Origin of the sequence: Aeromonas sp. FDAARGOS 1406 (assembly GCF_019048565.1) — a bacterium.
Taxonomy (GTDB): Bacteria; Pseudomonadota; Gammaproteobacteria; order Enterobacterales; family Aeromonadaceae; genus Aeromonas; species Aeromonas caviae.
In genome coordinates, this window is the sequence record NZ_CP077378.1 from 2,922,347 (window position 1) to 2,947,752 (window position 25,406).

The window sequence follows — 25,406 nt, forward strand, 5'->3', positions numbered from 1 at the left end:
CAGAAGTAACAGGGAGTGTTATGTATCTGAAGCAAATCGTCGTCGCCTGCCTGGCGACAGCCTTGGCCGGTGGCGCCATGGCACAGCAGTTGACGCTCAAATCCGGTTACCCCGAGACTTATGTGGTGCAAAAAGGGGACACCCTCTGGGATATCTCGGGCCAGTATCTGGCCGAACCCTGGCTCTGGCCACGCCTCTGGAACATCAATCCGCAGATCGCCAATCCCCACTGGATCTATCCCGGTGACGTGCTGCACCTGAGCTGGGTCAATGGTGAGCCTCGGCTCGGCAAAGCCAGTCAGGGGGGCAAGCAGGTCATCCGTCTCTCGCCCAAGAACCGCTATGAAAACAAGGCCAATCCCATACCGACCCTTCCTCTGAGTGAGATAGCGCCCTTCCTGCAGACCGACCACATTCTGGCCAACAGCCAGCAGAGCAAGGACCTGCCCTATGTGCTCGGCAACAATGACAAGCATGTCGGGATGCTGGAGGGTGACATTCTCTATGTGAAAGGAGCCCTGAACCCGGGCCAGAGTTATGGCCTCTATCGCCCGGGGGTGGCATACAAGGACAAGCATACCGGCGAGTCGCTCGGTCAGGAGGCAATTTTTGTCGGCACGGTGCGGGCAGAGGAGTACCTTGCCCACGACACCACCAAAGTGACGCTGACCCATAACCGGCGTGAGGTGTATCAGGGCGACAAGGTGATGCCGCTGCCGTCGCAGGAGAGCATCTCTGCCGTGTTCATGCCAAAGGCGGCACCCTCCATTTCCCCCGGCTATGTGATCGAGCTGCCGAGCAAGGTACATGGTGGGGGCAAGTTTGATGTGGTACTCATCAACAAGGGGGGGCGTGATCAGGTGGCCCCGGGCGATGTGCTCGAGATCCTGCGCCCGGGAGCCGAGATGGTGGACAAGAATGGCAAGGTGTCATACCGGGAATATTCATCCGTTTATGACAAGGCGTTCTATTCTGCCGGCAAGTCATCGCTGCCTGCCGAGGCCGTTGCCAGAGTCATGCTGTTCAAGGTCTACGACAAATTGAGTTACGGTCTTATCCTGCAGAGTCAGGATCTGGTCGGCTCTGGCTATCAGGTCAGTAATTTCTGACGTGTCCTTGCCACTGGAGCGGTTGTCGCTATGGCTGACGCTGGATGCCGTTACAGGCATAGGCCCGGTCACCGCCGCTCGCCTGCTGGCTCATGTGGGTGGTGACATCACAACTCTGTTTGACTCAGATGATGGCGCCCTGCGAGTTCTTGGTCTGCAGAGTGCCCAGATTCAGCAGATGAGATGGCCTCTTCCTGTCGTGGAGCAGGGATTGAGCTGGGCCGCCGAGCCCGGCAATCACCTCCTCTGTCCCGATGACCCCGCATATCCTGCCCTGCTCAAAGAGATCCCCGGCGCCCCGCTCTTGCTCTACTGCCGCGGGAACGTCTCATCCCTCTCCCTGCCACAGTTGGCGATGGTGGGTACCCGCCACCCCACCTATGCCGGCAAAGACAATGCGACACGCTTGTGTGCCGAGTTGGTGGGCTGTGGTCTGGCGATCACCTCCGGCCTCGCGTTGGGCATCGATGGCGTCTGCCATCAGCAGGCGCTGGCATCGGGCGGAATCACCCTGGCGGTGCTGGGATCTGGTCTGGATTGTCTCTACCCCAAGCGTCATCAGGGGTTGGCGATGCAAATCCTCGAGCAGGAAGGCCTGCTTGTTTCCGAGTTGGCGCCCCAGCAAGGCCCCCTGGCTGAACACTTCCCTCGCCGCAACCGTATCATCAGTGGCCTGTCGCTGGGGACACTGGTGGTGGAAGCGGCAGAACAGAGTGGTTCGCTCATCACGGCCCGTTATGCGCTGGAGCAGGGCCGCGAGGTCTTTGCCGTTCCCGGCGCTCCGCAAAATGCACAGGCAGCAGGGTGCAACCGTCTGCTTCAACAGGGTGCCAAGCTGGTCTTGAATGCCGCCGATATCCTGGAAGAGTTTCCAAGGCTGGTCTTGTCCCCTGGACCTGCCAACGGTTCTTCCGAGGCGCAGCATAATAGCGAATTGCCTTATGCCGATTTGTTGGATAACGTAGATTATGAGACCACGAGCGTGGATACCGTTGCCGAACGGGCCCGGCTTCCTGTCGATGTCGTACTGGGCAGGTTGGTAGAGCTGGAGCTGGTTGGTGCAGTGATGGCGGTAGCCGGTGGATACGTCAGAGCGAGGAGGGCGAATCATGTTTGATGTATTGATGTACCTTTTCGAGACCTACATCCACAGCGATGCAGATGTGATGGTCGAGCAGGATGAACTCACCGACGAACTGAGCCGGGCCGGTTTCGACAAGGACGAGATCGAGAAAGCGCTCAACTGGCTGGAGCGACTGGCCAACCTGCACGACAGCGAGCGGGAAGTCTATGTCACCGCAAGCCAGCAGGGCTCTATGCGGATCTATGCGCCGCAGGAGCTTGTTCGCCTCAGTACTGAATGTCGCGGTTTCCTGCTGTTCCTGGAGCAGGCGCAAGTGCTGAATGCCGAAACCCGTGAAATCTGCATCGAACGGTTGCTCGAGCTGGACAAGCCGGACATCGAGCTGGACGATCTGAAGTGGGTCGTCATGATGGTGCTGTTCAATGTGCCAGGCAGCGAAAACGCCTACCAGCAGATGGAAGAGCTGGTGTTTGACGAGTCGGACGGCGTCATCCACTGACAGCCCGGTGCCGCGCTGGTAGAATTCAGGCCATCTGGATTTCAAGGCGCGGCCCATGTCAAAGATCGATCACCACCTCTTCTCTGCCCACGAACATGCCTTCGAGCGCGAGCCGTGCCCGCAGTGTGGTGCTGAACTGGTGATCCGCCAGGGCAAGCACGGTCCCTTCCTTGGTTGTTCAGCCTATCCCGCTTGCGATTACATTCGCTCCCTCACGCCCTCTGGCCGCGACATAGAGAAAGTGCTCGAGGGGTCGTCCTGTCCGGATTGTGGCCATCCACTGGCCATCAAGAAGGGTCGTTACGGTCTGTTTGTGGGATGTACCCAGTACCCGGCCTGTCAGCATATCGAATCCCTTCAGGAGAGTGACGATACCCAAATCCTCTGCCCGGAGTGTGGCAAAGGTCATCTGGTGAGCCGCACGTCCCGTTATGGCAAACAGTTCTACTCGTGTGACGCCTATCCTCACTGCAAGTATGTGGTGAATGACAAGCCGGTTCCCATGCCCTGTCCCGAGTGTGGCTGGGGCATCATGATCGAGAAGAAGGTGCGGGGAAACCTGCGCTGGGTCTGCCCGCAAAAGAAATGCTCCCACCAGATTGAGCGGGTATAATCTCGCCGCCCATGATCAGGCAGGCGGATTGCTGGTCAGCGTGAGGTTGTGAGCCGATGCACATCGCCCAACTTGCCCTGATCCTGACCTGATCGCCATCTCAAGCTCCCTGCGGTTGCTCGGTTCACTGATGCACTCAAGCGTCTGAACCGAAATGCATGACTGAAGAGGAGCAGGGATATAGCCCATATCGCAGCAGTGATGGCCCCGATGCCGTCATGTCGGTTCAACATACAATCCAGTGATGAGAGGCGGCAGCGTGGCTGTCGCATGTGCTTATGCCAAATGAATTTGAACAAGCGGTTGCCGCCCTTCAAGGAGAAGGGGTTATCGCCTATGCCACCGAAGCCGTGTTTGGTCTGGGGTGTGATCCTGATTCCGAAGCCGCCGTGCAGCGGCTGCTGGCCATCAAGCAGCGGCCGGTGGAGAAGGGATTGATCCTGATCGCGGCAGATCTGGCGCAATTGCAGGACTACATCGACCTGAGCCAGCTCAGCGATGAGCAGCTTGCTCGCGTGCAGGCGAGCTGGCCTGGTCCCTTCACCTGGATCATGCCCGCTCGCGCGACGACGCCGTCCTGGTTGACCGGTCAGTTCGAGACCCTGGCGGTGCGGGTCACAGGCCATCCCCAGGTGCAAGGGCTTTGCCGGGCATTTGGCAAACCGCTGGTGTCCACCAGTGCCAATCTCACCGGTGAGGAACCCGCTCGCCGGGTGGCTGATATTGGCGATCTGCTGGCAAGCCAGCTGGCTTACATTCTGCCCGGCGAAGTCGGGGGGCAAGCCAACCCGTCCGAAATCAAGGACGCCCGCACCGGGGCCATTATTCGCCCATCCTGAGTTGGGCACGGCCCTGTTTCATGCAGGTTGTGCGATGAGGTCATGACAATACGAGAAGTGCAGGCAGTGCATGCATGATGCCTGTCTGACAGGAGATAAAATGAGCAAACCGGATGTGGCCCAGGTAAAAGCCTTCCTGCTGCAATTGCAGGATGATATCTGCCGTGGCCTGGAGCAGGCCGATGGATGCGGGCGCTTTGTGGAAGATGCCTGGAGTCGCGAAGGTGGTGGTGGCGGTAGAACACGGGTGCTGCGTCAGGGGGCGGTGATCGAGCAAGGTGGGGTCAACTTCTCCCATGTCTATGGCGATGCCATGCCGGCATCCGCGACCGCACATCGTCCCGAACTGGCTGGCCGCAGGTTTGAGGCCATGGGGGTATCGCTGGTGATCCACCCGCATAATCCCTATGTACCGACCAGCCATGCGAATGTGCGGTTCTTCATCGCCGAGAAAGAGGGGGAGGAGCCGATCTGGTGGTTTGGTGGCGGCTTCGACCTGACGCCCTTCTATCCGTTCGAAGAGGACGTGAGGCATTGGCACCAGGTCTCCTGTGAGCTCTGTCAGCCGTTCGGCACCGACATTTATCCCGAGTTCAAATCCTGGTGCGATCGTTACTTCTTCCTCAAGCATCGGGGCGAGACGCGCGGGGTGGGCGGTCTTTTCTTCGATGACCTGAACCGCTGGCCCTTTGCCGACTGCTTTGCCTTTATGCGTGCAGTGGGTGAGGGTTACCTCGCGGCTTACTTGCCGATTGTCGAGCGACGCAAGGAGCTTGCTTATGGGGAGCGGGAACGGGCGTTCCAGCTTTATCGCCGTGGCCGCTACGTGGAGTTCAATCTGGTCTACGACCGCGGGACCCTGTTCGGACTGCAGACGGGGGGGCGCACTGAATCCATCCTGATGTCGATGCCGCCGCTGGCGCGCTGGGAGTACGACTGGCAGCCGGAGGCTGGCAGCCCGGAGGCATTGCTCTATAGCGACTACCTCAAACCGCGCGAGTGGTTGTGACCAGAGGGGCCATGATGGCCCCTTCTTATTGGCCGATATTCGGCTTGTTCCTTCATGAGAAAACCCGTTAAATCGGGATATTGCTCTCAAAAGGAACGCCTTGATGGATCGTTATCTGGTTTTTGGCCACCCCGTGCGCCACAGCAAATCTCCCTTCATTCATACCCTGTTTGCCAGGCAGACCCAGCAAGAGCTGGAGTATGGTCTGGCAGAACCGGCCGTCGATGAGTTTGCCAGCGCTCTGAACCACTTCTTCGCCGAAGGAGGGAAGGGGTGCAACGTGACCGTACCTTTCAAGGAGCAAGCCTTCGTGCTGGTGGAGCGGCTGAGCCCCAGGGCCAAGCGGGCGGGAGCGGTCAACACCATCAAACTGACTGATGATGGCGTGCTGCTGGGTGACAATACCGACGGCGCCGGGCTGGTCGCCGATCTCAAGGCTCACGGAGTGAACCTTGCCGGTAGCAGGATCCTGCTTCTGGGAGCTGGTGGCGCAGCTCGTGGCGCCCTGGCCCCCCTGCTGGCGGAAGCACCGGGCGAGATCGTTGTGGTCAACCGTACCCATGCCAAGGCGGAACAGTTGGCTGTGGAATTCAGGGATCTGGGCAGCATCACGGCTCAATCCTATGAACAGCTGGTGGGGCCGTTCGATCTCATCATCAATTCCACCTCAGCCAGTCTGCAAGGTGAGTTGCCACCTTTGGCTCCAACCCTCATCCACCCGGACATCGCGATCTACGACATGATGTATGGCGCAACGGACACAGCCTTCATCGGCTGGGCCAAGCAACATGGCGCGCGCCATACCATGGATGGATTGGGCATGTTGGTCGAACAGGCTGCGGAGGCTTTTACCGTATGGCGAGGGATCCGGCCCGGTACCAAGCAGGTATTGAGAGAGTTGCAGCGCAATCTGGGCGTCGTGTGAACCAACTAGTGCGCTCTATTGGGCGGTCGGCAGATCTGATGTAGAGATTTTGCATCGCTGGATAAGGGCTCCCTCGTGATGCGGCACGGCACGTGTGATGTGAAACGGTCGTTCTGCGGTGGGTGTGTGGCAGAACAGGTGCCATTTTTATAAAACCATTGCGTAACAATAAGTTACTTTTACTTTGCCATCACTCGCAGAATTTTTTTGAGTTTTTTCTCAAAGCAGCGGAACTTCTGTAACGGACTGCTGACTAACTGGATAGTTGAGGAAGTGCTAGCTAGTCACCTTTATAACTCCCCGGTATTCGTACTGGGGATTTTTTTATCTGCATGAAAATTATGAATATTTTTTCTTTTTCCTACCCTTGAAACTAAATTACATAAATTACTTTCACTTTCTGCTGCTTTGCTGTACAGTTGTCGGCGTAGGGTACAGAGGTAAGATGTTCTATCTTTCAGACCTTTTATTTCACGTAATTGAATGTGGCTGAATAGCAGCCCCGATGAGTCATCGTCGGGGCGTTTTTTTATGAGTAACGTTTAGAGTAAATGCTTTAATTGTTGCCGTTCCTTGTTAGAATGAAGGCGTTTCTTGAGGAAAACCAATCGTCTTTGTTCTCGAGAACTCGCTTTTTCCCAAATTTTTGAACTCATTTCTTCAGGCCGGTTTGCAATGGCAAGACCGGCCTCATTTTTATCCCTATATTGCCTCGCCGTGTAATTAAATTTCAGTTTCGTTTGTTACAGCCTTCAATTCTGATTTTTTACTCGATATCCATGAAAACGGTATCAGGCTGATGATTAGTTAATTCTTTTCGCGTCTAAACATGCTATCAGTATGATTTAAATATATTTTTTGAGGTTTTTCTTCAGAGGTGGCGAAGGCGGGGAGGGAGGGCTCGGAGATGGGGGGATCATGAAAGCCTTTCAATCAGCGGAGGTCCAACTCCGCCAATTGCAGCCAGGGAGAGGAGTCGTTTACTCCTCGTTCTGATTATCTTCGTCGTCTACCTGGGCGTTGTCTGCTTCGGACAGGTACCAGCCGCTCAGGGTCTGGGCCAGCTTCTCGACGCCGATATTGGTCAGAGAAGAGAATGCTTCAACCTGGATCTGCGGGCCCAGTTCTGCCACCGCCTGACGAACCTTGATCACCTGGTTGTTGCGGGGCCCCGGGCTTAACTTGTCCGCCTTGGTCAGCAACAGCATCACCGGCAGTTCACGGTGTGAACTCCATTCCAGCATGTTCATGTCGGTTTCCTTGAGCGGATGGCGGATGTCCATCAGGATCACCAGCCCTTTCAGGGACTCCCGTCGTTGCAGGTATTCAGCCAGTGACTTTTGCCACTTGAGCTTCATTTCCAGCGGAACCTGGGCATATCCATAGCCGGGCAAGTCGACCAGGCGTTTGCCCGGTTCCAGCTCAAACAGGTTGATCAGCTGAGTACGGCCAGGGGTCTTACTGGTACGTGCCAGGTTCTTGTGCTTGGTCAAGGTATTCAATGCAGACGATTTGCCAGCGTTGGAACGACCGGCAAACGCAATCTCGACACCCCCATCATTTGGCAGGTGGCGGATGTCGGGTGCGCTGGTCACAAAATGCACCTTATTGAAATTCAGAGTTTGTGTATCCAACGTAAATTCCCCATAGAGATAGAGGGTTATAGAGTTACTTTTTTGTGAAATAGTGTAAAATGGCGTCGCTTGAACGCGTTTATTTTAACATGCCTTCAGCGGCATGGGATCTGGAAGCCTAATAACGAGAAAGTTGGAACGCCATGAAGAACCTAGTCATTACACTTGCTCTGATGGTTGGCGTAACTGGGATGGCACAAGCCAAGGGCGATGCCGCTGCGGGACAAACCAAGGCTGCCGTCTGTGCGGCCTGTCATGGACCGGACGGCAACAGCCCAGTCGACATGTATCCCAAGATTGCTGGTCAGCACGCATCATATATCAAAAAACAATTAGTTGAACTGAAGGCTGCAGCTTCTGGCCAAACTGGTCGGATTGCGCCCGTCATGGGACCCATGGCGTTGCCGTTGTCCGAGCAGGATATGGACGATCTTGCCGCCTATTTCTCCAGCCAGAAGGTGACGCCGGTTGCCGTGCCCGATGATGTGGTTGCCGCAGGCAAGGCGCTTTATATGGGGGGAGACATGGAGCGAGGCCTGGCCGCCTGTACCGCCTGTCATGGCCCACGGGGTTCCGGCGTCGAGCAAGCGAAGTATCCCAGCCTGTCAGGGCAGCATCCCGCCTATATCAAGGCCCAGCTCACCGCTTTTCGTTCGGCGACCCGCGACAACGATCCCAATGGCATGATGCGGGATGTGGCCAAGAAGCTGACGGATCAGGACATCGAGGCGCTCTCCAAGTATGTGGCGGGGCTTCACTGATATAGCCTGTTAGTTATCTTGTTGAAAAGAACAGGGAACCATTGTGTTCCCTGTTCTTTTTTGAGGTTGTAGCGATCGCCCGTAAACAGCCTGCTTTGCTGTAAGAGATCTTCTATATACGGGGCTGGTCGTGTCTGAAAGATTGCTCACATATATTTTTTTATGTTTTGTTTTTCAATGAATTAAGAAATATAACATCACTTTGTACCAGTTCGAAATGTGCTTTGGTTGATTGAGTCATCCAGCGAAGAAGTTACAGTAGGCAATCAGGATTGGCCGGAGAGAGGGAGCAAGACCCGTCTTCGGTTTGACAGGATGTCTGCTCGGAGCATGCGATGAGCAATAGATGCAAAAAGCCAGGATGGTGACCGCCAGGGATGAACGGGGCTGCGGGAGGCAACCACCCCGATGGGAGGCAGGATGTCGCCGGTTTGGGTTAGACAAACAAACACACGCACACTCAGGACTGGTCAATAAGGATCAGGATGATCCAACGAAATGATGCGCCGTGGTTCGCCCAGGGATAAGGCGATTGGCTACCAGGGAATGGCACTCGCATGATGGAAAAAGGCAGCTTCGGCTGCCTTTTTTCTATTGGGTCATTAACCCGCCAAGACATTCTGTGTCAAAATACCAGCAACATGCCCAGAGGATGCCGATCCTGCGGTGTTCAGCGGCCCAAAGTGGTCGAATTGGTGCGGGATCCCACTCTTGTTCCATATTTACTGTTCCCCGCTTCAGCATCCTCCCCGGACGACACGCTCCGGGGGTTTCCATTCAGTTATTTGTCGGAGTCATTCATGTCGGCCAAACAACCCAACCGCAAGCCTACCGGCAAGCGCAAAGAATCAGATGCCAGTGCCCAGGAAGGTCGTGAGCGCAAGCGCGCCGCCAAGCGCAAGGGCCTGAAGGCGGGCTCCCGCCAACAGGTCGAGCAGGCGGGCAAAAAGAGCGGCTCCAAGCAGGCCAAGGATCCACGCATCGGCTCTCGCAAGCCCATCGCGCTGATTGCCGACGAGAAGGGCAGCAAGCCGGTGGCGACCAAGCCTGCGAAAGAGAAGCGGGTGGTGATGACCCCCGAGCAGGAGCTGGCGTCCATCGAGAATGATGATCGCCTCAATGCCTTGCTGGATCGTCTGGATGCCGGTGAAACCCTGGAGGCCGCAGAGCAGGCATGGGTCGATCAGCGGGTTGACCGTTATCAGGAGCTGATGGACGAGCTCGGTATCATCGACAACGACGATGACGAAGATGGCGACATGGATTTTGATGATGCCGATTTTGATGAGCCGAGTCAGCCTGCCTCCGAAGAGGAGTTGTGGGAGCGTTTCTCTCAGGCGGACTACCAGCCTGAAGCCAAACCCGAGCCGAAGAAAAAGTGATGAGTGGATGGATGCTGGCCGCCCTGTTGGGTGGCCTGATTTTGCTGGGGCTTGCCGTCTATGCCGGCGCCCTGATGGCGCGCCTCAAACGCCAGCAAGAGATGCAGCAGCACGCCATTGCGGCCCGCAACGAGCGGATCCTGGAGAGTGTCAGGGTGATCGCCCACGCGGTACGAGATGGTCAGTGCGACTACTCAGAAGGCGCCATCCGGCTGACCAATCTGCTGGATGCCTTGCAAATAAAGGGGGGCCGCGCCTTTGCCACCGAGTTCCCGGGGCTCTACGGCCTCTATGAGAAGGTGAAGGAAATGCCGACCCATGAGGCGAGGCGGGCACTCAAGCGCAATGAAGTGATGAAGATGGATCTCGAACGCAGCGGCTACGAGGCCGAGCTGGAGGCGCAGATCCTTGAGGATGTCGCCAGACTGAAGGATTTTCAGTTAAGCCGGTGAGCCCATGACAAAGACAGAGGAAGCAAGCGTGCAAGCAGAACAGATTGTGTGGGATCAGGCCCTGATCGAAAAATACAACTACAGTGGTCCGCGTTACACCTCCTATCCCACTGCGCTGGAGTTCAACGAGGGGTTCGGCTATCCGGACTTTGTCCAGGCAGCGGGCCAGTATCCTGCACGCAATCTGTCGCTCTACGTGCATATCCCCTTCTGTCACAAGCTCTGCTACTACTGCGGCTGCAACAAGGTCATTACCCGGCACCAGCACAAGGCAGATCAATACCTCGACTACCTCGAACAGGAGATCAAGGCCCAGGCCCCCCTGTTCAAGGAGAGACTGGTCACCCAGCTGCACTGGGGTGGCGGCACACCCACCTATCTGAGCGAACCCCAGACTCGTCGTCTGATGGCCATGTTGCGGGAGCACTTCCACTTCGCCGAGGAGGGGGAGATCAGCATCGAGGTGGATCCCCGCGAGATCGAATTGTCCATGCTGGATGTGCTGCGGGAGCTCGGTTTCAACCGCATCAGCCTTGGCGTTCAGGACTTCAACAAGGCGGTCCAGGTCGCGGTCAATCGGGAGCAGGACAACGACTTCATCCGTGCCATGCTGGTTCGTGCCCGCGAGCTGGGGTTCCGCTCCACCAATCTGGATCTCATCTACGGTCTGCCGCACCAGAACCGGGAGAGCTTCCATCACACCCTGGAAGAGGTGCTCAAGACCGACCCGGCCCGCCTCTCCATCTTCAACTATGCCCACCTGCCGAGCCGTTTTGCCGCCCAGCACAAGCTGAAAGAAGCGGACATGCCGGCACCGCAGGAGAAGCTGGCCATGCTGCAGGACACCATTGCCTTCCTGACCGGCCAGGGTTATCAGTTCATCGGCATGGACCACTTTGCCAAGCCCGATGACGAGCTGGCCGTCGCCCAGCGTGAGGGCAAGCTGCATCGCAACTTCCAGGGCTATACCACCCAGGGGGATTGCGATCTGCTGGGGCTGGGGGTCTCTTCCATCAGCATGATGGGGGATGCCTATTCCCAGAACCAGAAGGATCTCAAAACCTACTACGCCCAGGTCGAGTCACTGGGCCATGCCCAGTGGAAGGGGTGCTCCCTCAATCGGGACGATCTGATCCGTCGTGAGGTGATCAAGCGCCTCATCTGCGATTTTTCCCTGAACTTCGCCGCTGTGGAGCAGGCCCACGGCCTGGTGTTCAAGGAGTATTTTGCCGAGGATCTCAAGCTGTTGCAGACCTTCATCGATGACGGTCTGGTGCGCATGACCGAAGAGGGGCTGGAGGTGGTCTCCACCGGTCAGCTGCTGATCCGCAACATCTGCATGTGCTTCGATGTCTACCTGCGCAACAAGGCGCGCCAGCAGCAGTTCTCCCGGGTGATCTAGGCCGGGCAATGTCGTGGGACAATAAAAAAACCGCCTTTCGGCGGTTTTTTTATTGGGTTTTACCCCTGCTCAGCGTTGAGCCGCGCGGGCACTCAGCTCGGCCTTCTCGGCTTCGCTCAGGAAGGCCAGGGTCAGGCCGTTCTGCTGGGCGGTGCGGATGTCGCTCACCGTCATGCCTGCAGCCGGGGCCGCCACCTCGTATTCATGGGGCAGGTCGATCCCCTCCACCGCCGGATCGTCGGTATTGAGGCAGGCCAGCACGCCGGCTGCCAGGAACTGGCGGATCGGGTGATCGGCCAGACTCGCCACCGTGGTGGTCTGGAGGTTGGAGGTGAGGCAGGACTCGATGCCGATGCGGTGTTCGGCCAGATAGGCCATCAGGGCCGGATCCTGGATGGCCTTGACACCGTGGCCGATGCGCTCGGCTCCCAGCTCGCGAATGGCCTGCCACATGCTCTCGGGGCCGGCGGCTTCACCGGCGTGCACGGTGACTCGCATACCTGCATCCCGCACCCGGCGGAAGTGGTCGGTGAAGAGATCGCCCGGGAAGCCCAGTTCGTCGCCGGCCAGATCGATGGCGACCAGGCGATCGCGATGAGCCAGACAGGCATCCAGCTCCTGCTTGCACTGCTCGGTCCCGAAGGTACGGCTCATGATGCCGATGAGGTTGGTCTTGATGCCGAAGTCACGGCTGCCTGCAGCCACGCCGTCGATGATGGCTTCGACCACACCCTGCGGGTGCAGTTTGTGGGTCATCGCCATGTAGGCCGGGCTGAAGCGCAGCTCGGCATAGTCGATCCCGGCACGCAGCAGATCTTCCACGTTTTCGTAGGCGACCCGGCGGCAGGCATCGTAGTCGGCCAGCACGGCCACGCCCCAGTCCAGTTTCTTCAGGAAGGCCACCAGACTCGGCTCGTTCTCGACGATCTGCACGTGCGGGCGCAGGGCTTCCAGCTCATCGGCCGGCAGTCGGATGTTGTGCTGACGTCCCAGCTCGAGAATGGTCTGCGGGCGGATGTTGCCATCCAGATGGCGATGCAGGTCGGTCAGGGGGAGGGATCTGTCAATCATGGGGCACCTTCTGCGAGTCGGGTTGGAAAGCCTGCCATTCTAGGCGGGGCGCCTGAAAAAGATACCCCGTTTGCAAGCAAACGGGGTGTGATTGGTCAGGCTTTCCCTCAAGGCGTGATGGGAATCGTTTTTCCCGCAGGCTCAGGGAATGTCGAGCTCCTTGAGCTTGCGGGTCAGGGTATTGCGGCCCCAGCCGAGCAGGCGGGCAGCCTCCTGCTTGTGACCGTGGGTGTGATCCAGTGCCGTCTCCAGCATGATCCGTTCGAACTGGGGCATGGCATCCGCCAGGATATCGGTCTCCCCCAGGGCCAGCTTGGCGGCCACCCAGTCCTGCAACTGCTGCTGCCAGCCACCGGTCAGGGCGGGCTGGCCCGGCTCGGCGGTGCTGGTGATGGGAGTCAGCAGCTCGGTGGGCAGATCGCCTACCAGCACCTCCTGGCCCGAGGCCATCACCGTCAGCCAGCGGCAGACGTTCTCCAGCTGGCGCACGTTGCCCGGCCAGGGCAGGCGGCTGATGTAGGTCTGGGTATCCGGGTGCAGGCTCTTGGCCTCCACGTTCAGCTCCTTGGCGGCTCGCAGCAGGAAGTGCTGGGCCAGCTGGGGGATGTCCTCCCGGCGCTCCTTGAGGGCCGGAATATGGATGCGGATGACGTTGAGGCGGTGGAACAGGTCTTCCCGAAACTCGCCGTCGGCGACCCGCTTCTCCAGATTCTGGTGGGTGGCGGCAATGATCCGCACATCCACCTGCACCGGTTGGTGGCCACCAACCCGGTAGAACTGCCCGTCCGCCAGAACCCGCAGCAACCGGGTCTGCACGTCCAGCGGCATGTCGCCTATTTCGTCGAGAAACAGGGTGCCACCATCGGCCTGTTCGAAGCGGCCGTGACGAATGTTGTTGGCGCCGGTGAAGGCTCCCTTCTCATGACCGAACAGCTCGGATTCGATGAGATCTTTCGGGATGGCCGCCATGTTGAGGGCGATGAAGTTCTTGTGGGCCCGGGGGCTGTGCTTGTGCAGGGCATGGGCAACCAGCTCCTTGCCGGTACCGCTTTGACCGTTGATGAGCACCGAGATGCTGGAGCGCGACAGCCGGCCGATGGCGCGGAACACCTCCTGCATGGCAGGGGCTTCGCCGATGATCTCCGGGGTGGTGGTGGCTTCCTGCTGGCGAGCCTTGCGCTTGGTCCGCTGCTCCTTGAGGTGGTTCTCGGCCCGGCGTACCAGGGTGACCGCTTCGTCGATGTCGAACGGCTTGGGCAGGTATTCGAAGGCACCTCGCTGGTAGGCGTTGACTGCGGAGTCGAGGTCCGAGTGGGCCGTCATGATGATGATGGGCAGATCGGCTTGGCGGCGATGGATCTGCTCCAGCAGGCTCAGGCCGTCGATGCCCGGCATGCGAATATCCGAGAGGATCACGTCCGGTGAGCGCATCTCCAGTGAACTCAGCAGGGCTTCGCCGTCGGCGAAACTTTCGCATTCGAAGCCTTCGCTGCCAAGGGTGCGCTCCAGAACCCACCGGATGGAGCTGTCGTCATCGACGATCCACACTTTTGCTGTCATGAGGTTCCCTTACTTGCGAAGTGGTAAATAAATGGTGAATTCGGTGTGGCCCGGCCAGCTGATGCAGTCGATGCGCCCCTTGTGCTGATCGATCAGGTTCTGGGCGATGGAGAGGCCCAGGCCCGTTCCCCCGTCCTTGCCGGTGATCATGGGATAGAAGAGGGTGTCGCGAATGGCGTCGGGAATGCCGGGGCCGTTGTCGATGATCTTGATTTCGGCCGCCAGGCGATAGCGCTGGCCATGGATGGTGATCTGGAAGGCGGTGCGCGTCTTGATGCGGATGAGGCCGTCCTGATCCCCAAGGGCCTCGGCGGCGTTGCGCACTATGTTCAGGAACGCCTGTTGCAGCTGGTCCGATTCCATCTCGAATTCGGGGATGCTGGGGTCGTAGTCACGCTCGATGCGGATCTGCGGCGGCAGCTCCAGGTCCACCAGACGGCGCACCTGTTCCAGCACGGAGTGAACGTTGTGCATCTGGTGACGGCCGGGACGCTGGGGACCGAGCAACCTGTCGACCAGCACCCGCAGGCGATCGGCCTGCTCGATGATGATGCCGGTGTATTCACGCAAGGCCGGGTCGGGCAACTCTTTTTGCAGCAGTTGGGCCGCGCCGCGCAATCCCCCCAGGGGGTTCTTGATCTCGTGCGCCAGGCCGCGCACCAGCTCCTTGGCGGCCTGCTGCTGGGCGTGTTGCTGCAGCTCCTGGCTGATCTTCTTCTGCTGATCGATCTTGCGCAGCTCTACCACCATCAGTCGCTGTTCATGATCGGCCATGGGGCTGACGCTGATCTCCACCAGCCTGGGCTCCCCCTCCACCACCAGGGTGACTTCGCTGTCGGTGAAGCCCTGCCCCGAAATGAGGCACTGTTTGAAACGCTGCAGATCGAGAGAGATGTGTTCCAGCAGGTGGGGCAGTTCGATGCCGATCAGTCGTCGTTCGCTGAGGGAAAGCAGCTGCTCTGCCGCCGGGTTGACGAATTGAATGCAGAGACGCTCATCCATGAGAATGACGGCGGTCAGCAGGTTGTCCAAGAGTGTCTTGGCGTTGTCCGAGCGGGTTGGCACAGGTTTCTCCCTAAAACGGTGCTGTACACCTAGAATGCACCAATATAGTGCATCAAGTTTACCCGCATCGGTGCGTCACATCACCCCTAATTGGCCTTGGGGGCGGCTCTGGGAGCCTGATTCACCGACGCCCTGTGCAGGTAAAAGGTGGTTGGCTTAGATTTAGCAAGGATCGTACCGTCTTTGGCGAGCAACTCGAGCCGTGCCTCGTAGGCGCCCCTATCGAGGTTTTCCACCCGTATGGCCAGGCTGTTGTGAACCAGGGGCACCGCCTTGCCGTTCAGGATCAGGCGCACATCGTATTGCACCGGGACCTGGGGAGAGATCTCGCCCTGGAAGACGATGTTGCCGGTATTGTCACGCAATGTGCTGCCCGGTTCCGGAGAGATGAGGTCGATCTCCAGAGGGGCGGCCTCCAGGGCTTTCCTGGCATCGACACCGGTCAGGCTGTTGAAGTTGTCCACCTGGACCGAGTGGGGGGCTGTGCCGATGAGCGGCGAGACCCGCAGGTCCACCTCTTTTGCGCTCTTGCCGGGAGGGGGGGCATCGGTGTAGTGGGTCACCCCCTGGGGATCGACCCAGGAGTAGACGCGGGCGGCCTGTGCGGAACAGGAGGCCATCAGCAGGAGGCTCAGCAGCCAGGGTACAGTGTTCATCCATCTCTCCTTGACGGGGTTCACCTTAATCCTATCAGAGAAAAACCACGGGGTCGGGGCGTGAGCAGCCGAGGGTGGTACGGCTCCGTGAACGGGATCATCTTTCTGCATGATCGTGCCCGTTTGGCGGTATTTCCGTTGCCAGAATGAAAAAAACCCGCCAGATGGCGGGTTTATCATGGGAAAGCGGATTAGACGGAGTAGTACAGCTCGAACTCCAGCGGGTGCGGAGTCATGCGCACGCGGTCAACATCCTGCTGTTTCAGTTCCAGGTAGGAGTTGATGAAGTCATCGCTGAACACGCCACCACGGGTCAGGAACTCACGGTCTGCATCCAGTGCGGACAGCGCTTCGTCCAGGGAACCGGCAACGGTCGGCACTTCAGCGGCTTCTTCCGGCGGCAGATCGTACAGGTTCTTGTCCATGGCATCGCCCGGATGGATCTTGTTGATGATACCGTCCAGACCGGCCATCAGCTGGGCAGCGAAGGCCAGGTACGGGTTGGCAGCCGGATCCGGGAAGCGTACTTCGATGCGGCGGGCTTTCGGGCTCGGCACGACCGGGATACGGATGGAGGCAGAGCGGTTGCGGGCGGAGTAGGCCAGCATGACCGGTGCTTCATAGCCCGGCACCAGACGCTTGTAGGAGTTGGTGGTCGGGTTGGCGAAGGCGTTGATGGCCTTGGCGTGCTTGATGATGCCGCCGATGTAGTGCAGCGCCATCTCGGACAGACCGCCGTACAGGTCGCCTGCGAACAGGTTGACGCCGTCTTTGGCCAGGGACTGGTGGCAGTGCATGCCGGAGCCGTTGTCACCGAACATGGGTTTCGGCATGAAGGTGACGGTCTTGTTGTAGGCGTGGGCCACGTTGTGGATCACGTACTTCAGGACCTGTACTTCGTCAGCCTTCAGAGTGAGGGTGTTGAAGCGGGTTGCGATCTCGTTCTGACCAGCGGTCGCCACTTCGTGGTGGTGAGCTTCGACGACCTGGCCCATCTCTTCCAGCACCAGGCACATGGCGGCACGGATGTCCTGGGAGGAGTCAACCGGGGCAACCGGGAAGTAACCACCCTTGACGAACGGACGGTGACCCTTGTTGCCGTGCTCATAGTCGGTACCTGAGTTCCAGGCAGCTTCTTCGGATTCGATCTTCACGAAGCTGTGGCCCATGGTGTTGGAGAAGGTGATGTTGTCGAACATGAAGAATTCCGGCTCCGGCCCGAACAGCACGGTGTCAGCGATGCCGCTGGACTTCAGGAAATCTTCGGCACGCTTGGCGATGGAGCGCGGATCGCGGTCATAGCCTTGCATGGTGGCGGGTTCCAGCACGTCACAGACGATGTTCAGAGTGGTCTCTTCGGTGAACGGGTCCAGTTTGGCGGAAGCCGGGTCCGGCATCAGCACCATGTCAGACTCGTTGATGCCCTTCCAGCCGCCGATGGAGGAACCATCGAACATCTTGCCGTCTTCGAAGAAGTCTTCGTCAACCTGGTGGGAAGGGATGGATACGTGCTGCTCTTTACCCTTGGTGTCGGTAAAACGCAGATCAACAAACTTGACTTCGTGTTCCTGGATCAGGGCCAAAACGTTCTGGGCTGACATGCTAAGTAACCTCCGGTGTTAAAACTCTTTGGGTGAATGCGTCGTCACATTCACATAAGCCAGTATCGTGCCAAGTTTGTGACAGCTTGATTTCAGGGCACTTGCACCGTTTCAGGCTGTCGAGAAACCCGTTCTCATGCCGGTTGCTGCATTAAAGTGGTGCAACCTTGGATCGTTTTGGTGCGCCGAGATGGTGCGCCAGCGTATCCAGGCCATCTAAGCAGCCTTTTGCTGCGGGGTCCATGATCCTGATCCTTTGTTGTGCGTGAATGTGTTGCAATTCTGCTAGGCAGATCACAAAGGCGAGAGTACAATTAGCGCCCAATTTTACCCGGTGATTTGAGGCGAGAATGTTAGAGAATTTACGCAATATTGCGATTATTGCGCACGTTGACCACGGCAAAACGACTCTGGTTGATAAGCTGCTGCAGCAATCCGGCACTCTGGATCGCACCAGCGAAGGTCAGGAACGGATCATGGACTCCAATGATCTGGAACGGGAACGTGGCATCACCATTCTCGCCAAGAACACTGCGATCCGCTGGAACGACTACCGCATCAACATCGTGGATACCCCGGGTCACGCCGACTTCGGTGGTGAAGTTGAGCGCGTACTCTCCATGGTTGACTCCGTGCTGCTGCTGGTCGACGCCGTTGACGGCCCGATGCCGCAGACCCGTTTCGTGACCCAGAAGGCGTTCGCCCAGGGTCTGAAGCCCATCGTGGTCATCAACAAGATCGACCGTCCGGGTGCTCGTCCTGACTGGGTAATGGATCAGGTCTTCGATCTGTTCGACAACCTGGGTGCCACCGATGAGCAACTGGACTTCAAGGTTGTTTACGCCTCTGCACTGAACGGTTGGGCCACCCTGGATCAGGACGTCCCGTCCGAGAACATGGAACCCCTGTTCCAGGCCATCGTCGACAACGTGGAAGCCCCGAAGGGCGACGTTAACGGTGCCTTCCAGATGCAGATCTCCCAGCTGGACTACAACTCCTACGTGGGCGTCATCGGTATCGGCCGCATCACTCGTGGTCGCGTCAAGACCAACCAGCAGGTCACCATCGTCGGTGCCAACGGCAAACCGCGTACCGGCAAGGTCGGTCAGGTGCTGGGCTACCTGGGCCTGTCCCGTACCGAAGTGACCGACGCGCAAGCGGGCGACATCATCGCCATCACCGGTCTGGGCGAGCTGAAGATCTCCGACACCATCTGTGACAACAGTGCCGTCGAAGCCCTGCCGCCGCTCTCCGTGGACGAGCCGACCGTGAACATGACCTTCCAGGTCAACACCTCGCCGTTCGCCGGTAAAGAAGGCAAGTTCGTCACCTCCCGCAACATTCTGGAGCGTCTGAACCAGGAGCTGGTCCACAACGTGGCCCTGCGCGTGGAAGAGACCGAAGATCCGGACAAGTTCCGCGTCTCCGGCCGTGGTGAGCTGCACCTCTCCATCCTGATCGAAAACATGCGTCGCGAAGGTTACGAACTGGCGGTATCCCGTCCGGAAGTTATCCTGCGTACCGTGGATGGCGAACTGCAAGAACCGTTCGAAACCGTTACTGTGGACGTGGAAGAAGCGCATCAGGGTTCCGTGATGGAGCAGCTCGGCCTGCGTAAAGGCGAGATGACCAACATGACCCCGGATGGCAAGGGTCGCGTCCGTCTGGACTTCATCATCCCGAGCCGTGGCCTGATCGGCTTCCAGACCGAGTTCCTGACCATGACCTCTGGTACCGGTCTGCTGTATCACACCTTCGACCACTACGGTCCGCACAAGGGTGGCAGCATCGGTGAGCGTCAGAACGGCGTGCTGATCTCCAACGCCACCGGCAAGGCTCTGACCTTCGCCCTGTTCGGTCTGCAAGACCGTGGTCGTCTGTTCATCGGTCACGCGACCGAGGTGTACGAAGGCCAGGTGATCGGGATCCACTCCCGCTCCAACGACCTGACCGTCAACTGCCTGAAAGGCAAGCAGCTGACCAACATGCGTGCCTCCGGTACCGATGAAGCCCAGGTGCTGACTCCGCCGATCCGCATGACCCTGGAGCAGGCTCTCGAGTTCATCGACAACGACGAGCTGGTCGAGATCACCCCGAAAGCCATCCGTATCCGCAAGAAACTGCTGACCGAGATGGATCGCAAGCGCGCCGGTCGTGCTTGATCGAGAGCTGTTCATCGACAGACCAAAGAGAGGCCTTATGGCCTCTTTTTTTATGGGCTCGACATGAGGGTGCATGGGGCCTTAGTTCGATGGAGGCGCATCCGGCCGGTCTGCGGGTGGCCAAATGACCACCCTATCTGACACAATGTCTGCATGATCACGCTTACGAGAAACAAGATGCAGCAGCAGATCCGCGGCCGTCTGGCCCATGCACTCTCCTTCTTGCGCCACGATGGTGCCCACTTCGCCCAGTTTGTCTGGGGCCGCTTCCAGCAGGACAGATTGACGGTGACCGCCGGTTACCTGGCCTATGTCACCCTGCTCTCCCTGGTGCCCATGATCGCCGTGGTGTTCGGCATGATGTCGGCCTTTCCGGTGTTCCAGAGCCTGAAGCAGGCGATGGAGCAGTTTGTCTATCACAACTTCGTCCCCACCGCAGGGGAGATGCTCAAGGAGTACATCGACGGCTTCGTGGCCAACGCCACCAACACCACGGCCGTCGGTATCGGTGCCCTGATCGTGGTGGCCCTGATGCTCATCTCGGCCATCGACAAGAATCTCAACTACATCTGGCGGTCCACCCGAAGCCGGCCCTTGGCCCAGGCATTCGCCATGTATTGGATGATCCTGACCCTAGGCCCCGTGCTCATCGGTGCCAGCATCGCCATCTCCTCCTACATTCTCTCGCTCAGGTTGTTCGCGGCTGACAGCCTGTTCGGTATCGGCTATCTGCTGCTGCGCAGCCTGCCGTTCCTCTTCTCCGTGCTCACCTTCCTGCTGATCTATACCGTGGTGCCCAACTGCCGCGTGCGGCTGACCCACGCCTTCATCGGAGCCCTGGTGGCGGCCACCCTGTTCGAGCTGGCCAAGCGTGGCTTTGCCATCTACATCACCAACTTCCCCTCCTACCAGGCCATCTATGGCGCCCTGGCGACCATTCCCATCCTGTTCGTCTGGGTGTATCTGAGCTGGCTGGTGGTGTTGCTGGGGGCCGAGACCACCGCCTGCCTCGGGGAGTACGAGAAGCCCGGTGCAGAGGAACTGGCCTGACGCCGGCCGGCCATCACACCGGATCCCGGCACAAAGACGTTGGTCCGGGCAGGGCATTTATTGGTAGCATCGACGACCGCTCATCCCGCAGGATGGGCGGTCGTGCTGTTTTGAGAGGAGAGGGATGTGATTGCACTGATTCAGCGGGTCAGCGAGGCCAGCGTAACGGTAGAGGGAGAGGTGACTGGGGCCATCGGCCAGGGGTTGCTGGTGCTGCTCGGGGTGGAGCAGGGGGATGACGAGGCCAAGGCGGACAAGCTGCTGCACAAGGTGAGCGGCTATCGCATCTTCTCGGACGAGAACGGCAAGATGAACCTCAACGTGAGCCAGGTGGGTGGCAGCCTGCTGGTGGTCTCCCAGTTCACCCTGGCGGCGGATACCGGCAAGGGGATGAGACCCAGCTTCTCCGGTGGCGCCCATCCCGCAGATGCCGAGCGACTCTATGAGTACTTCGTAGCCCGCGCCAGGGAGAGCGGCGTGCCGACCGAAACCGGCCGCTTCGCCGCCGACATGAAGGTCAGGCTGCTCAACGACGGCCCCGTCACCTTCTGGCTGCAGGTATAAGGGTGGCAGGCAGGGCAGGCCTCACCGGAGGGCAGGACGCGATGCCTGCACACTTCGCAGGTTCTTCACCCTGCCGGTGCTCGCCCGCCCAGGCTAAGCTGACGGGTCGCGTGCAGGATGACGTTGCGGTAGCCGGGCACGTCGTGGACGTGGGTCGGGCCTATCCACTCCTCTGCCAGTCGCAGAGCCTGTGCCTGTTCGAGCCGGGTGCGGGGCAGCAGATTGATGATGAGGGTGCCGCTCAGGCGGCTGGCCAGTGCCTGATAGAGCGGAGCCTGGAACAGCAGCAGGGGGTTGCCGTCCTGGCTGAACAAATCCAGCAGCACCAGATCGTAGATCTCCTGGCACTGGTGCAGGAAGTGCAGCGCATCGGCGTGATGCAGCCGAGGTGAGCCCCCTGACGAGGGGAGGAAGAACTGCTGGAACAGGGTGAGGATCTCGGCATCCAGATCCACGCAGTCGTGGTGGGCATCGGGCCAGCGTGCCGCCAGGTGACGGGTGAGATCCCCTCCGCCCAGCCCCAGCTCCAGGATCCGGCTTGCCTGCTTTGGCAACTGCTCCGCGATGCTCCGTTGATGAGGCAGACAGAGGCGGGCCGGTTGGTGGAGGCTCATGGCGGATTGCACCACGCCGTCCATTTCCAGCCAGCGATGACGGGCATTTTCAAGCACCGAAACGCGGCGTTCGGGTTTGGCGCTGAGGTGCAATAAGTGATCGGCTTGGTACGCTTGCAGATTGAAGTCCATGAATTTGCACGGCAAGATGGCTTTCGACCAGTGTAACTCAAGGATGTTGTTATGTACCGGGTGGTCACCCCCCAAACGGCAGCCGAGCTGGATACCTACTACAGGCTGCGCCGGGAGAAATGGTTGCGTCAGTCCTTCCATCTGCCAGTCGGCGCACACTCAAGGATCGCTTTATGTACCGGGTAGTCACCCCAGAAACACCAGCGGAGCTGGATGCTTACTATCAGTTGCGCTGGGAACTACTGCGCAAACCCTTCAATCTGCCCCTTGGCTCCGAGCGTGACGAGTACGATACCGTCGCCATTCACCGGCTGATGCTCTCACCCGACGGAACGCCCATCGCCGTGGGTCGCCTCTTTGTGGGCGGCGATGAAGCCCAAATCCGCTTTATGGCGCTGCGACCCGAATTTCGCGGCCAGGGGCTGGGCGCCCGCATGGTGGAAGATCTCGAGCAGCTTGCCCGCGACGAGAAGGTAAAACGGCTGGTGATGAACGCCCGCCAGGAGGCGGTGGAGTTCTATCGCCGCTGCGGCTTCCTCGAGGTAGGGGAAGGCCCCGTCTCCTTCGGCCGCATCCCTCACCGCCAGATGATCAAGTCCCTGAGTCCCATGCAGACCATCCAGTACCGTCCGGAGTGGTGCCAGGATCTCACCACCCGCTGGTCGCGGGGCATTCCCATCAGCGAGAAGATGGGGGTGCACATCACCCACTACGATGGCCAGACCTTCCACCTCAAGGCCAACCTGGCGGCCAATCTCAACGTCCACGACACCATGTTCGCCGGCAGCATCTACAGCCAGTGCGTGCTGGCGGGCTGGGGTCTCATCTGGTTGCAGCTCAAGGAGGCAGGGCTGGGAGGGGATACCGTGCTGGCCGAGGGCAACATCAAGTATTACCGGCCGGTGAGCGAAGAACCGGAGGCGCGGGTGGCCCGGGAGGGCATGCCCGCCGTGCTCGAGCCGCTGAGGGGCGGAGAGTCCGCCAAATTCAGCCTGCGGGTGCAGCTGTTCAGCGGCCGCAAGCTGGCGGTGGAGTTTGTCGGTCAGTACGTGGTACTGCCCATCAAGCGCGGCGCACGCTGATCCCTGATGTTCACAGCAACAAGGCCTCTTCGCGAGGCCTTGTTCGTTATTGGGCGGCCGGTGGCCGTGGGCGCCAGAGCGGGCCGCTTCGTCCCTGGGCGGGGTAGCGCACACCCGCCTCCCAGCCACAGGCGTCCTGTCCCGTGGGGAAACTCCAGCCCAGGTCGGGCGCATTGAGGGGGCCGCGCCAGCGGGCGAGCAGCTCGGCGCAGCGCCCCTTGTTCAGGACCCCGAGGTCGAGCTGCCACTGGTCTGCGGCCAGGTCGACACCCCCTTGCAGTGCCAGCAGGTGGGTGATGGTGGAGGCACCACCTTGCTCGATCCGCACCTTGCCCTGCTCCGCCCTGGCATCCAGCCTGATCTGATAGAAGGGGGTGTCTCCGCGTTGCATCGCCTGCCACAGCATCTGCGGTGTCAGATCGGGGGGGGTCTGCTCCCTGAACCAGTCATCCAGCAAGGGGTCGATGCCGACCTTGTCCCAGAAGGGATCCTTGCTCTCCAGGCTCAGGCTGCCCTGAAGGGTCCGGCGCCAGTTGGCCGTCTGCTCGCCGGGCTGCCCGTTGAGGTCGGCCTGCAGATCTGCCGCCAGATCCACCTTGCCCGCGAAGGAGACGGGGGAGTGCAGCAACTTGCCCCACTGCTCCAGATCCAGCTGCTTGCCCTGCAACTGCAGGCGGCTCTCCTGCCCGGGCGTCCTGCCCCACTGGCCGCTCAGGTTGAGGGAGCCCTCGTCGGGCAGGGAGGTGGTGAAGGTGTTGAGCTGCCAGGAGCTGGGGGTCAGCTCGCCATCCAGGGTGCCGTTGCGAGCACTGAGACCGTCCCACACCAGCTCGAACCACTTGCTCTCGATGCGGGCGCGCCCCAGCAGGGGGCCTGGCTGGTTGCCCCGCAGGGCGAGATCGTTCAGGTAGAGTTGCCAGCCGGTCAGGGAGAGGGGCAGGGTGTCGTCGAAAGAGAGCACCTTGAGCTTGTCGAAGGCCAGTTTGCGGATGTCGATCTGTTGCGGGCGCCAGCCCTGCCAATCCTGCCACCACCCCTGGGGCAAACTGATGTCCATGCCGCTCAGGGCCAGATCCTTCAGGGTGAGCTTCTGCTGCTGGGTGTCGAGGGCCAGCTCGACGTTGAACTCCCCTTCGTATGCTTTGCCCCGCAGCTCGGCATCCAGCTGCCGGGAGGAGAAGGCGAGCTTGCCCTCGACGGCCTCAAGCTGGAACAAGCCGCGGCCCATGTCGCCTAGGGTGCCCGCCAGATAGCCGCTGGGCTGGCTGCCCGCCTGCCAGTCGAAGGCGGTGAGCTGGCCGTTGAAGTTGTTGAGGGAGAGCTCCTGATCGATGGCATTGATGCTCACCTGGGCAAGCTGACCCCTGTCCAGGGTGATGCGGCGCAGGGGGAACTCGCCAGGGGGGATGTCACCAAGCTCGAGTCGCATGGCGCGGGCCTTGAGATCGTGCAGTTGCAGGCTGCGCTCTGGCCAGTTCATCACCATGCCGGTCTCGAGCAGGCCGTCGAACAGGTTGGTGGTCAGTCTGTCGGTGCTGAGCACCTGCCCCTCCAGCCGCCCCTTGAGGCTGAGACGGGCCAGGGTGAACATGGGGGTCTCCAGCTGGTTGATGCCCAGGGTGAGGTTGGCCTGGGGCTGGCGTCTCGGGTCGATCAGTTCCCAGTCACTCAGGGATGCACTGAGGCTGCGCAGGGTCAGGGCCTCGCTCTGCAGGTTCAGGTTGTCGATGGTGCTGTCGCTGATGGTGAGGGAGTGAACCGGCAGGCTTGGCAACTGGTTGGGGAGCGGCAGCTTGATGACGGGACGGATGAGGTCCAGGTGGGCGATGCGCACATCCCGGTTCAACCAGTCGATGTGCTCGATCTCCAGATAGAGTTTTTCCAGCTGTACCGCATCCCCATAGCGCACCTGTTCCGCCAGCAGGGTGTAGGGGTGCAGCGGATTGAACACCAGCCGGCCTATGGTGACGGGCACCCCGGTCTGCTGGCTGAGCCAGTTGGCGATGGGGCCTTTGGCGCGCTCGGCATCGAACAGGCCGAGACCGACCCAGACAAAGAGCAGCAGGAAGGCAAAGGTGTAGAGCAGGCCGCGGAGCCAGGAATTCATCAGTGCTTTCCTCCTGTTTCTGTTGCTTGGTCA

The 25,406-nt window shown here is 59.6% G+C and carries 23 protein-coding genes; 15 read left to right on the forward strand and 8 right to left on the reverse strand.

Annotated features, from left to right (window positions below):
- The first annotated feature begins 20 nt into the window (after positions 1 to 20).
- The 7 genes from I6L36_RS13750 to aroE all read left to right on the forward strand — a co-directional run bounded on the left by I6L36_RS13750 (position 21) and on the right by aroE (position 6,078).
- Positions 21 to 1,109 (forward strand): LysM peptidoglycan-binding domain-containing protein, encoded by a 1,089-nt coding sequence (locus I6L36_RS13750; protein WP_010672508.1) that lies wholly within the window; start codon positions 21 to 23, stop codon positions 1,107 to 1,109.
- 1 nt (position 1,110) lies between these two features.
- A complete protein-coding gene (gene dprA, locus I6L36_RS13755; RefSeq protein WP_043153552.1) occupies positions 1,111 to 2,226 on the forward strand; it encodes a DNA-processing protein DprA in 1,116 nt (371 codons plus the stop codon).
- Positions 2,219 to 2,692, forward strand: a complete 474-nt coding sequence (locus I6L36_RS13760; protein WP_010672510.1) for a DUF494 family protein — start codon at positions 2,219 to 2,221, stop codon at positions 2,690 to 2,692. Before dprA ends, I6L36_RS13760 begins: the two co-directional genes overlap by 8 nt.
- Before the next feature lie 55 nt (positions 2,693 to 2,747).
- Positions 2,748 to 3,305 (forward strand): type I DNA topoisomerase, encoded by a 558-nt coding sequence (locus I6L36_RS13765; protein WP_042015238.1) that lies wholly within the window; start codon positions 2,748 to 2,750, stop codon positions 3,303 to 3,305.
- A 278-nt stretch (positions 3,306 to 3,583) separates the two neighbouring features.
- Positions 3,584 to 4,144, forward strand: a complete 561-nt coding sequence (locus tag I6L36_RS13770) for a Sua5/YciO/YrdC/YwlC family protein (protein WP_039039520.1) — start codon at positions 3,584 to 3,586, stop codon at positions 4,142 to 4,144.
- 100 nt (positions 4,145 to 4,244) lie between these two features.
- A complete protein-coding gene (gene hemF / locus I6L36_RS13775; protein ID WP_053288831.1) occupies positions 4,245 to 5,153 on the forward strand; it encodes an oxygen-dependent coproporphyrinogen oxidase in 909 nt (302 codons plus the stop codon).
- Positions 5,154 to 5,256: 103 nt separating this feature from the next.
- On the forward strand, positions 5,257 to 6,078 hold the full coding sequence (gene aroE, locus I6L36_RS13780) for a shikimate dehydrogenase (RefSeq protein WP_041214090.1): 822 nt from the start codon (positions 5,257 to 5,259) through the stop codon (positions 6,076 to 6,078).
- 980 nt (positions 6,079 to 7,058) lie between these two features.
- Here the strand turns inward: aroE and yihA are convergent.
- Entirely contained in the window at positions 7,059 to 7,712 is a 654-nt protein-coding gene (yihA, locus tag I6L36_RS13785; protein ID WP_042015244.1) for a ribosome biogenesis GTP-binding protein YihA/YsxC, read from the reverse strand.
- 143 nt (positions 7,713 to 7,855) lie between these two features.
- On the opposite strand from yihA, the gene I6L36_RS13790 reads away from it, so the two are divergent.
- From I6L36_RS13790 to hemN, 4 genes are all read left to right on the forward strand, one after another.
- Complete coding sequence (locus I6L36_RS13790) at positions 7,856 to 8,473, forward strand: cytochrome c (protein ID WP_053288830.1); 618 nt, start codon at positions 7,856 to 7,858, stop codon at positions 8,471 to 8,473.
- 800 nt (positions 8,474 to 9,273) lie between these two features.
- A complete protein-coding gene (yihI, locus tag I6L36_RS13795; protein ID WP_039039515.1) occupies positions 9,274 to 9,855 on the forward strand; it encodes a Der GTPase-activating protein YihI in 582 nt (193 codons plus the stop codon).
- Positions 9,856 to 9,866: 11 nt separating this feature from the next.
- Positions 9,867 to 10,307 carry a DUF2489 domain-containing protein gene (locus I6L36_RS13800; protein ID WP_053288829.1) on the forward strand — a complete coding sequence of 147 codons (441 nt, stop codon included), beginning with the start codon at positions 9,867 to 9,869 and terminating at the stop codon, positions 10,305 to 10,307.
- 28 nt (positions 10,308 to 10,335) lie between these two features.
- Positions 10,336 to 11,709 (forward strand): oxygen-independent coproporphyrinogen III oxidase, encoded by a 1,374-nt coding sequence (gene hemN / locus I6L36_RS13805; RefSeq protein WP_041212163.1) that lies wholly within the window; start codon positions 10,336 to 10,338, stop codon positions 11,707 to 11,709.
- Positions 11,710 to 11,778: 69 nt separating this feature from the next.
- Here the strand turns inward: hemN and add are convergent, their stop codons facing one another.
- The 5 genes from add to glnA all read right to left on the reverse strand — a co-directional run bounded on the left by add (position 11,779) and on the right by glnA (position 17,662).
- Complete coding sequence (gene add, locus I6L36_RS13810; protein WP_053288828.1) at positions 11,779 to 12,780, reverse strand: adenosine deaminase; 1,002 nt, start codon at positions 12,778 to 12,780, stop codon at positions 11,779 to 11,781.
- A 141-nt stretch (positions 12,781 to 12,921) separates the two neighbouring features.
- Entirely contained in the window at positions 12,922 to 14,340 is a 1,419-nt protein-coding gene (gene glnG / locus I6L36_RS13815) for a nitrogen regulation protein NR(I) (RefSeq protein ID WP_010672523.1), read from the reverse strand.
- A gap of 9 nt (positions 14,341 to 14,349) precedes the next feature.
- Positions 14,350 to 15,405 (reverse strand): nitrogen regulation protein NR(II), encoded by a 1,056-nt coding sequence (gene glnL, locus I6L36_RS13820; protein ID WP_103858173.1) that lies wholly within the window; start codon positions 15,403 to 15,405, stop codon positions 14,350 to 14,352.
- An 86-nt stretch (positions 15,406 to 15,491) separates the two neighbouring features.
- Entirely contained in the window at positions 15,492 to 16,061 is a 570-nt protein-coding gene (locus tag I6L36_RS13825; protein WP_010672525.1) for a DUF4124 domain-containing protein, read from the reverse strand.
- A gap of 191 nt (positions 16,062 to 16,252) precedes the next feature.
- Positions 16,253 to 17,662, reverse strand: coding sequence for a glutamate--ammonia ligase (gene glnA / locus I6L36_RS13830; protein WP_010672526.1), 1,410 nt, complete (start codon positions 17,660 to 17,662; stop codon positions 16,253 to 16,255).
- Positions 17,663 to 18,012: 350 nt separating this feature from the next.
- Here glnA and typA point away from each other — a divergent pair, with 350 nt between their 5' ends.
- From typA to dtd, 3 genes are all read left to right on the forward strand, one after another.
- Complete coding sequence (gene typA / locus I6L36_RS13835; protein ID WP_109112186.1) at positions 18,013 to 19,824, forward strand: translational GTPase TypA; 1,812 nt, start codon at positions 18,013 to 18,015, stop codon at positions 19,822 to 19,824.
- A 177-nt stretch (positions 19,825 to 20,001) separates the two neighbouring features.
- Positions 20,002 to 20,874, forward strand: coding sequence for a virulence factor BrkB family protein (locus I6L36_RS13840; protein WP_039039511.1), 873 nt, complete (start codon positions 20,002 to 20,004; stop codon positions 20,872 to 20,874).
- Between the two features lie 126 nt (positions 20,875 to 21,000).
- Positions 21,001 to 21,438: a D-aminoacyl-tRNA deacylase gene (gene dtd / locus I6L36_RS13845; RefSeq protein ID WP_039039510.1), complete on the forward strand. Its 438-nt coding sequence runs from the start codon at positions 21,001 to 21,003 to the stop codon at positions 21,436 to 21,438.
- A 65-nt stretch (positions 21,439 to 21,503) separates the two neighbouring features.
- On the opposite strand, the gene I6L36_RS13850 is transcribed toward dtd, so the two are convergent.
- Positions 21,504 to 22,184 (reverse strand): SAM-dependent methyltransferase, encoded by a 681-nt coding sequence (locus I6L36_RS13850; protein ID WP_109112187.1) that lies wholly within the window; start codon positions 22,182 to 22,184, stop codon positions 21,504 to 21,506.
- 173 nt (positions 22,185 to 22,357) lie between these two features.
- Here I6L36_RS13850 and I6L36_RS13855 point away from each other — a divergent pair, with 173 nt between their 5' ends.
- Entirely contained in the window at positions 22,358 to 23,266 is a 909-nt protein-coding gene (locus tag I6L36_RS13855) for a bifunctional GNAT family N-acetyltransferase/hotdog fold thioesterase (RefSeq protein WP_010672532.1), read from the forward strand.
- 46 nt (positions 23,267 to 23,312) lie between these two features.
- Here I6L36_RS13855 and I6L36_RS13860 read toward each other — a convergent pair whose 3' ends face one another.
- Positions 23,313 to 25,373, reverse strand: a complete 2,061-nt coding sequence (locus I6L36_RS13860) for an AsmA-like C-terminal region-containing protein (protein ID WP_109112185.1) — start codon at positions 25,371 to 25,373, stop codon at positions 23,313 to 23,315.
- Positions 25,374 to 25,406: the final 33 nt, after the last annotated feature.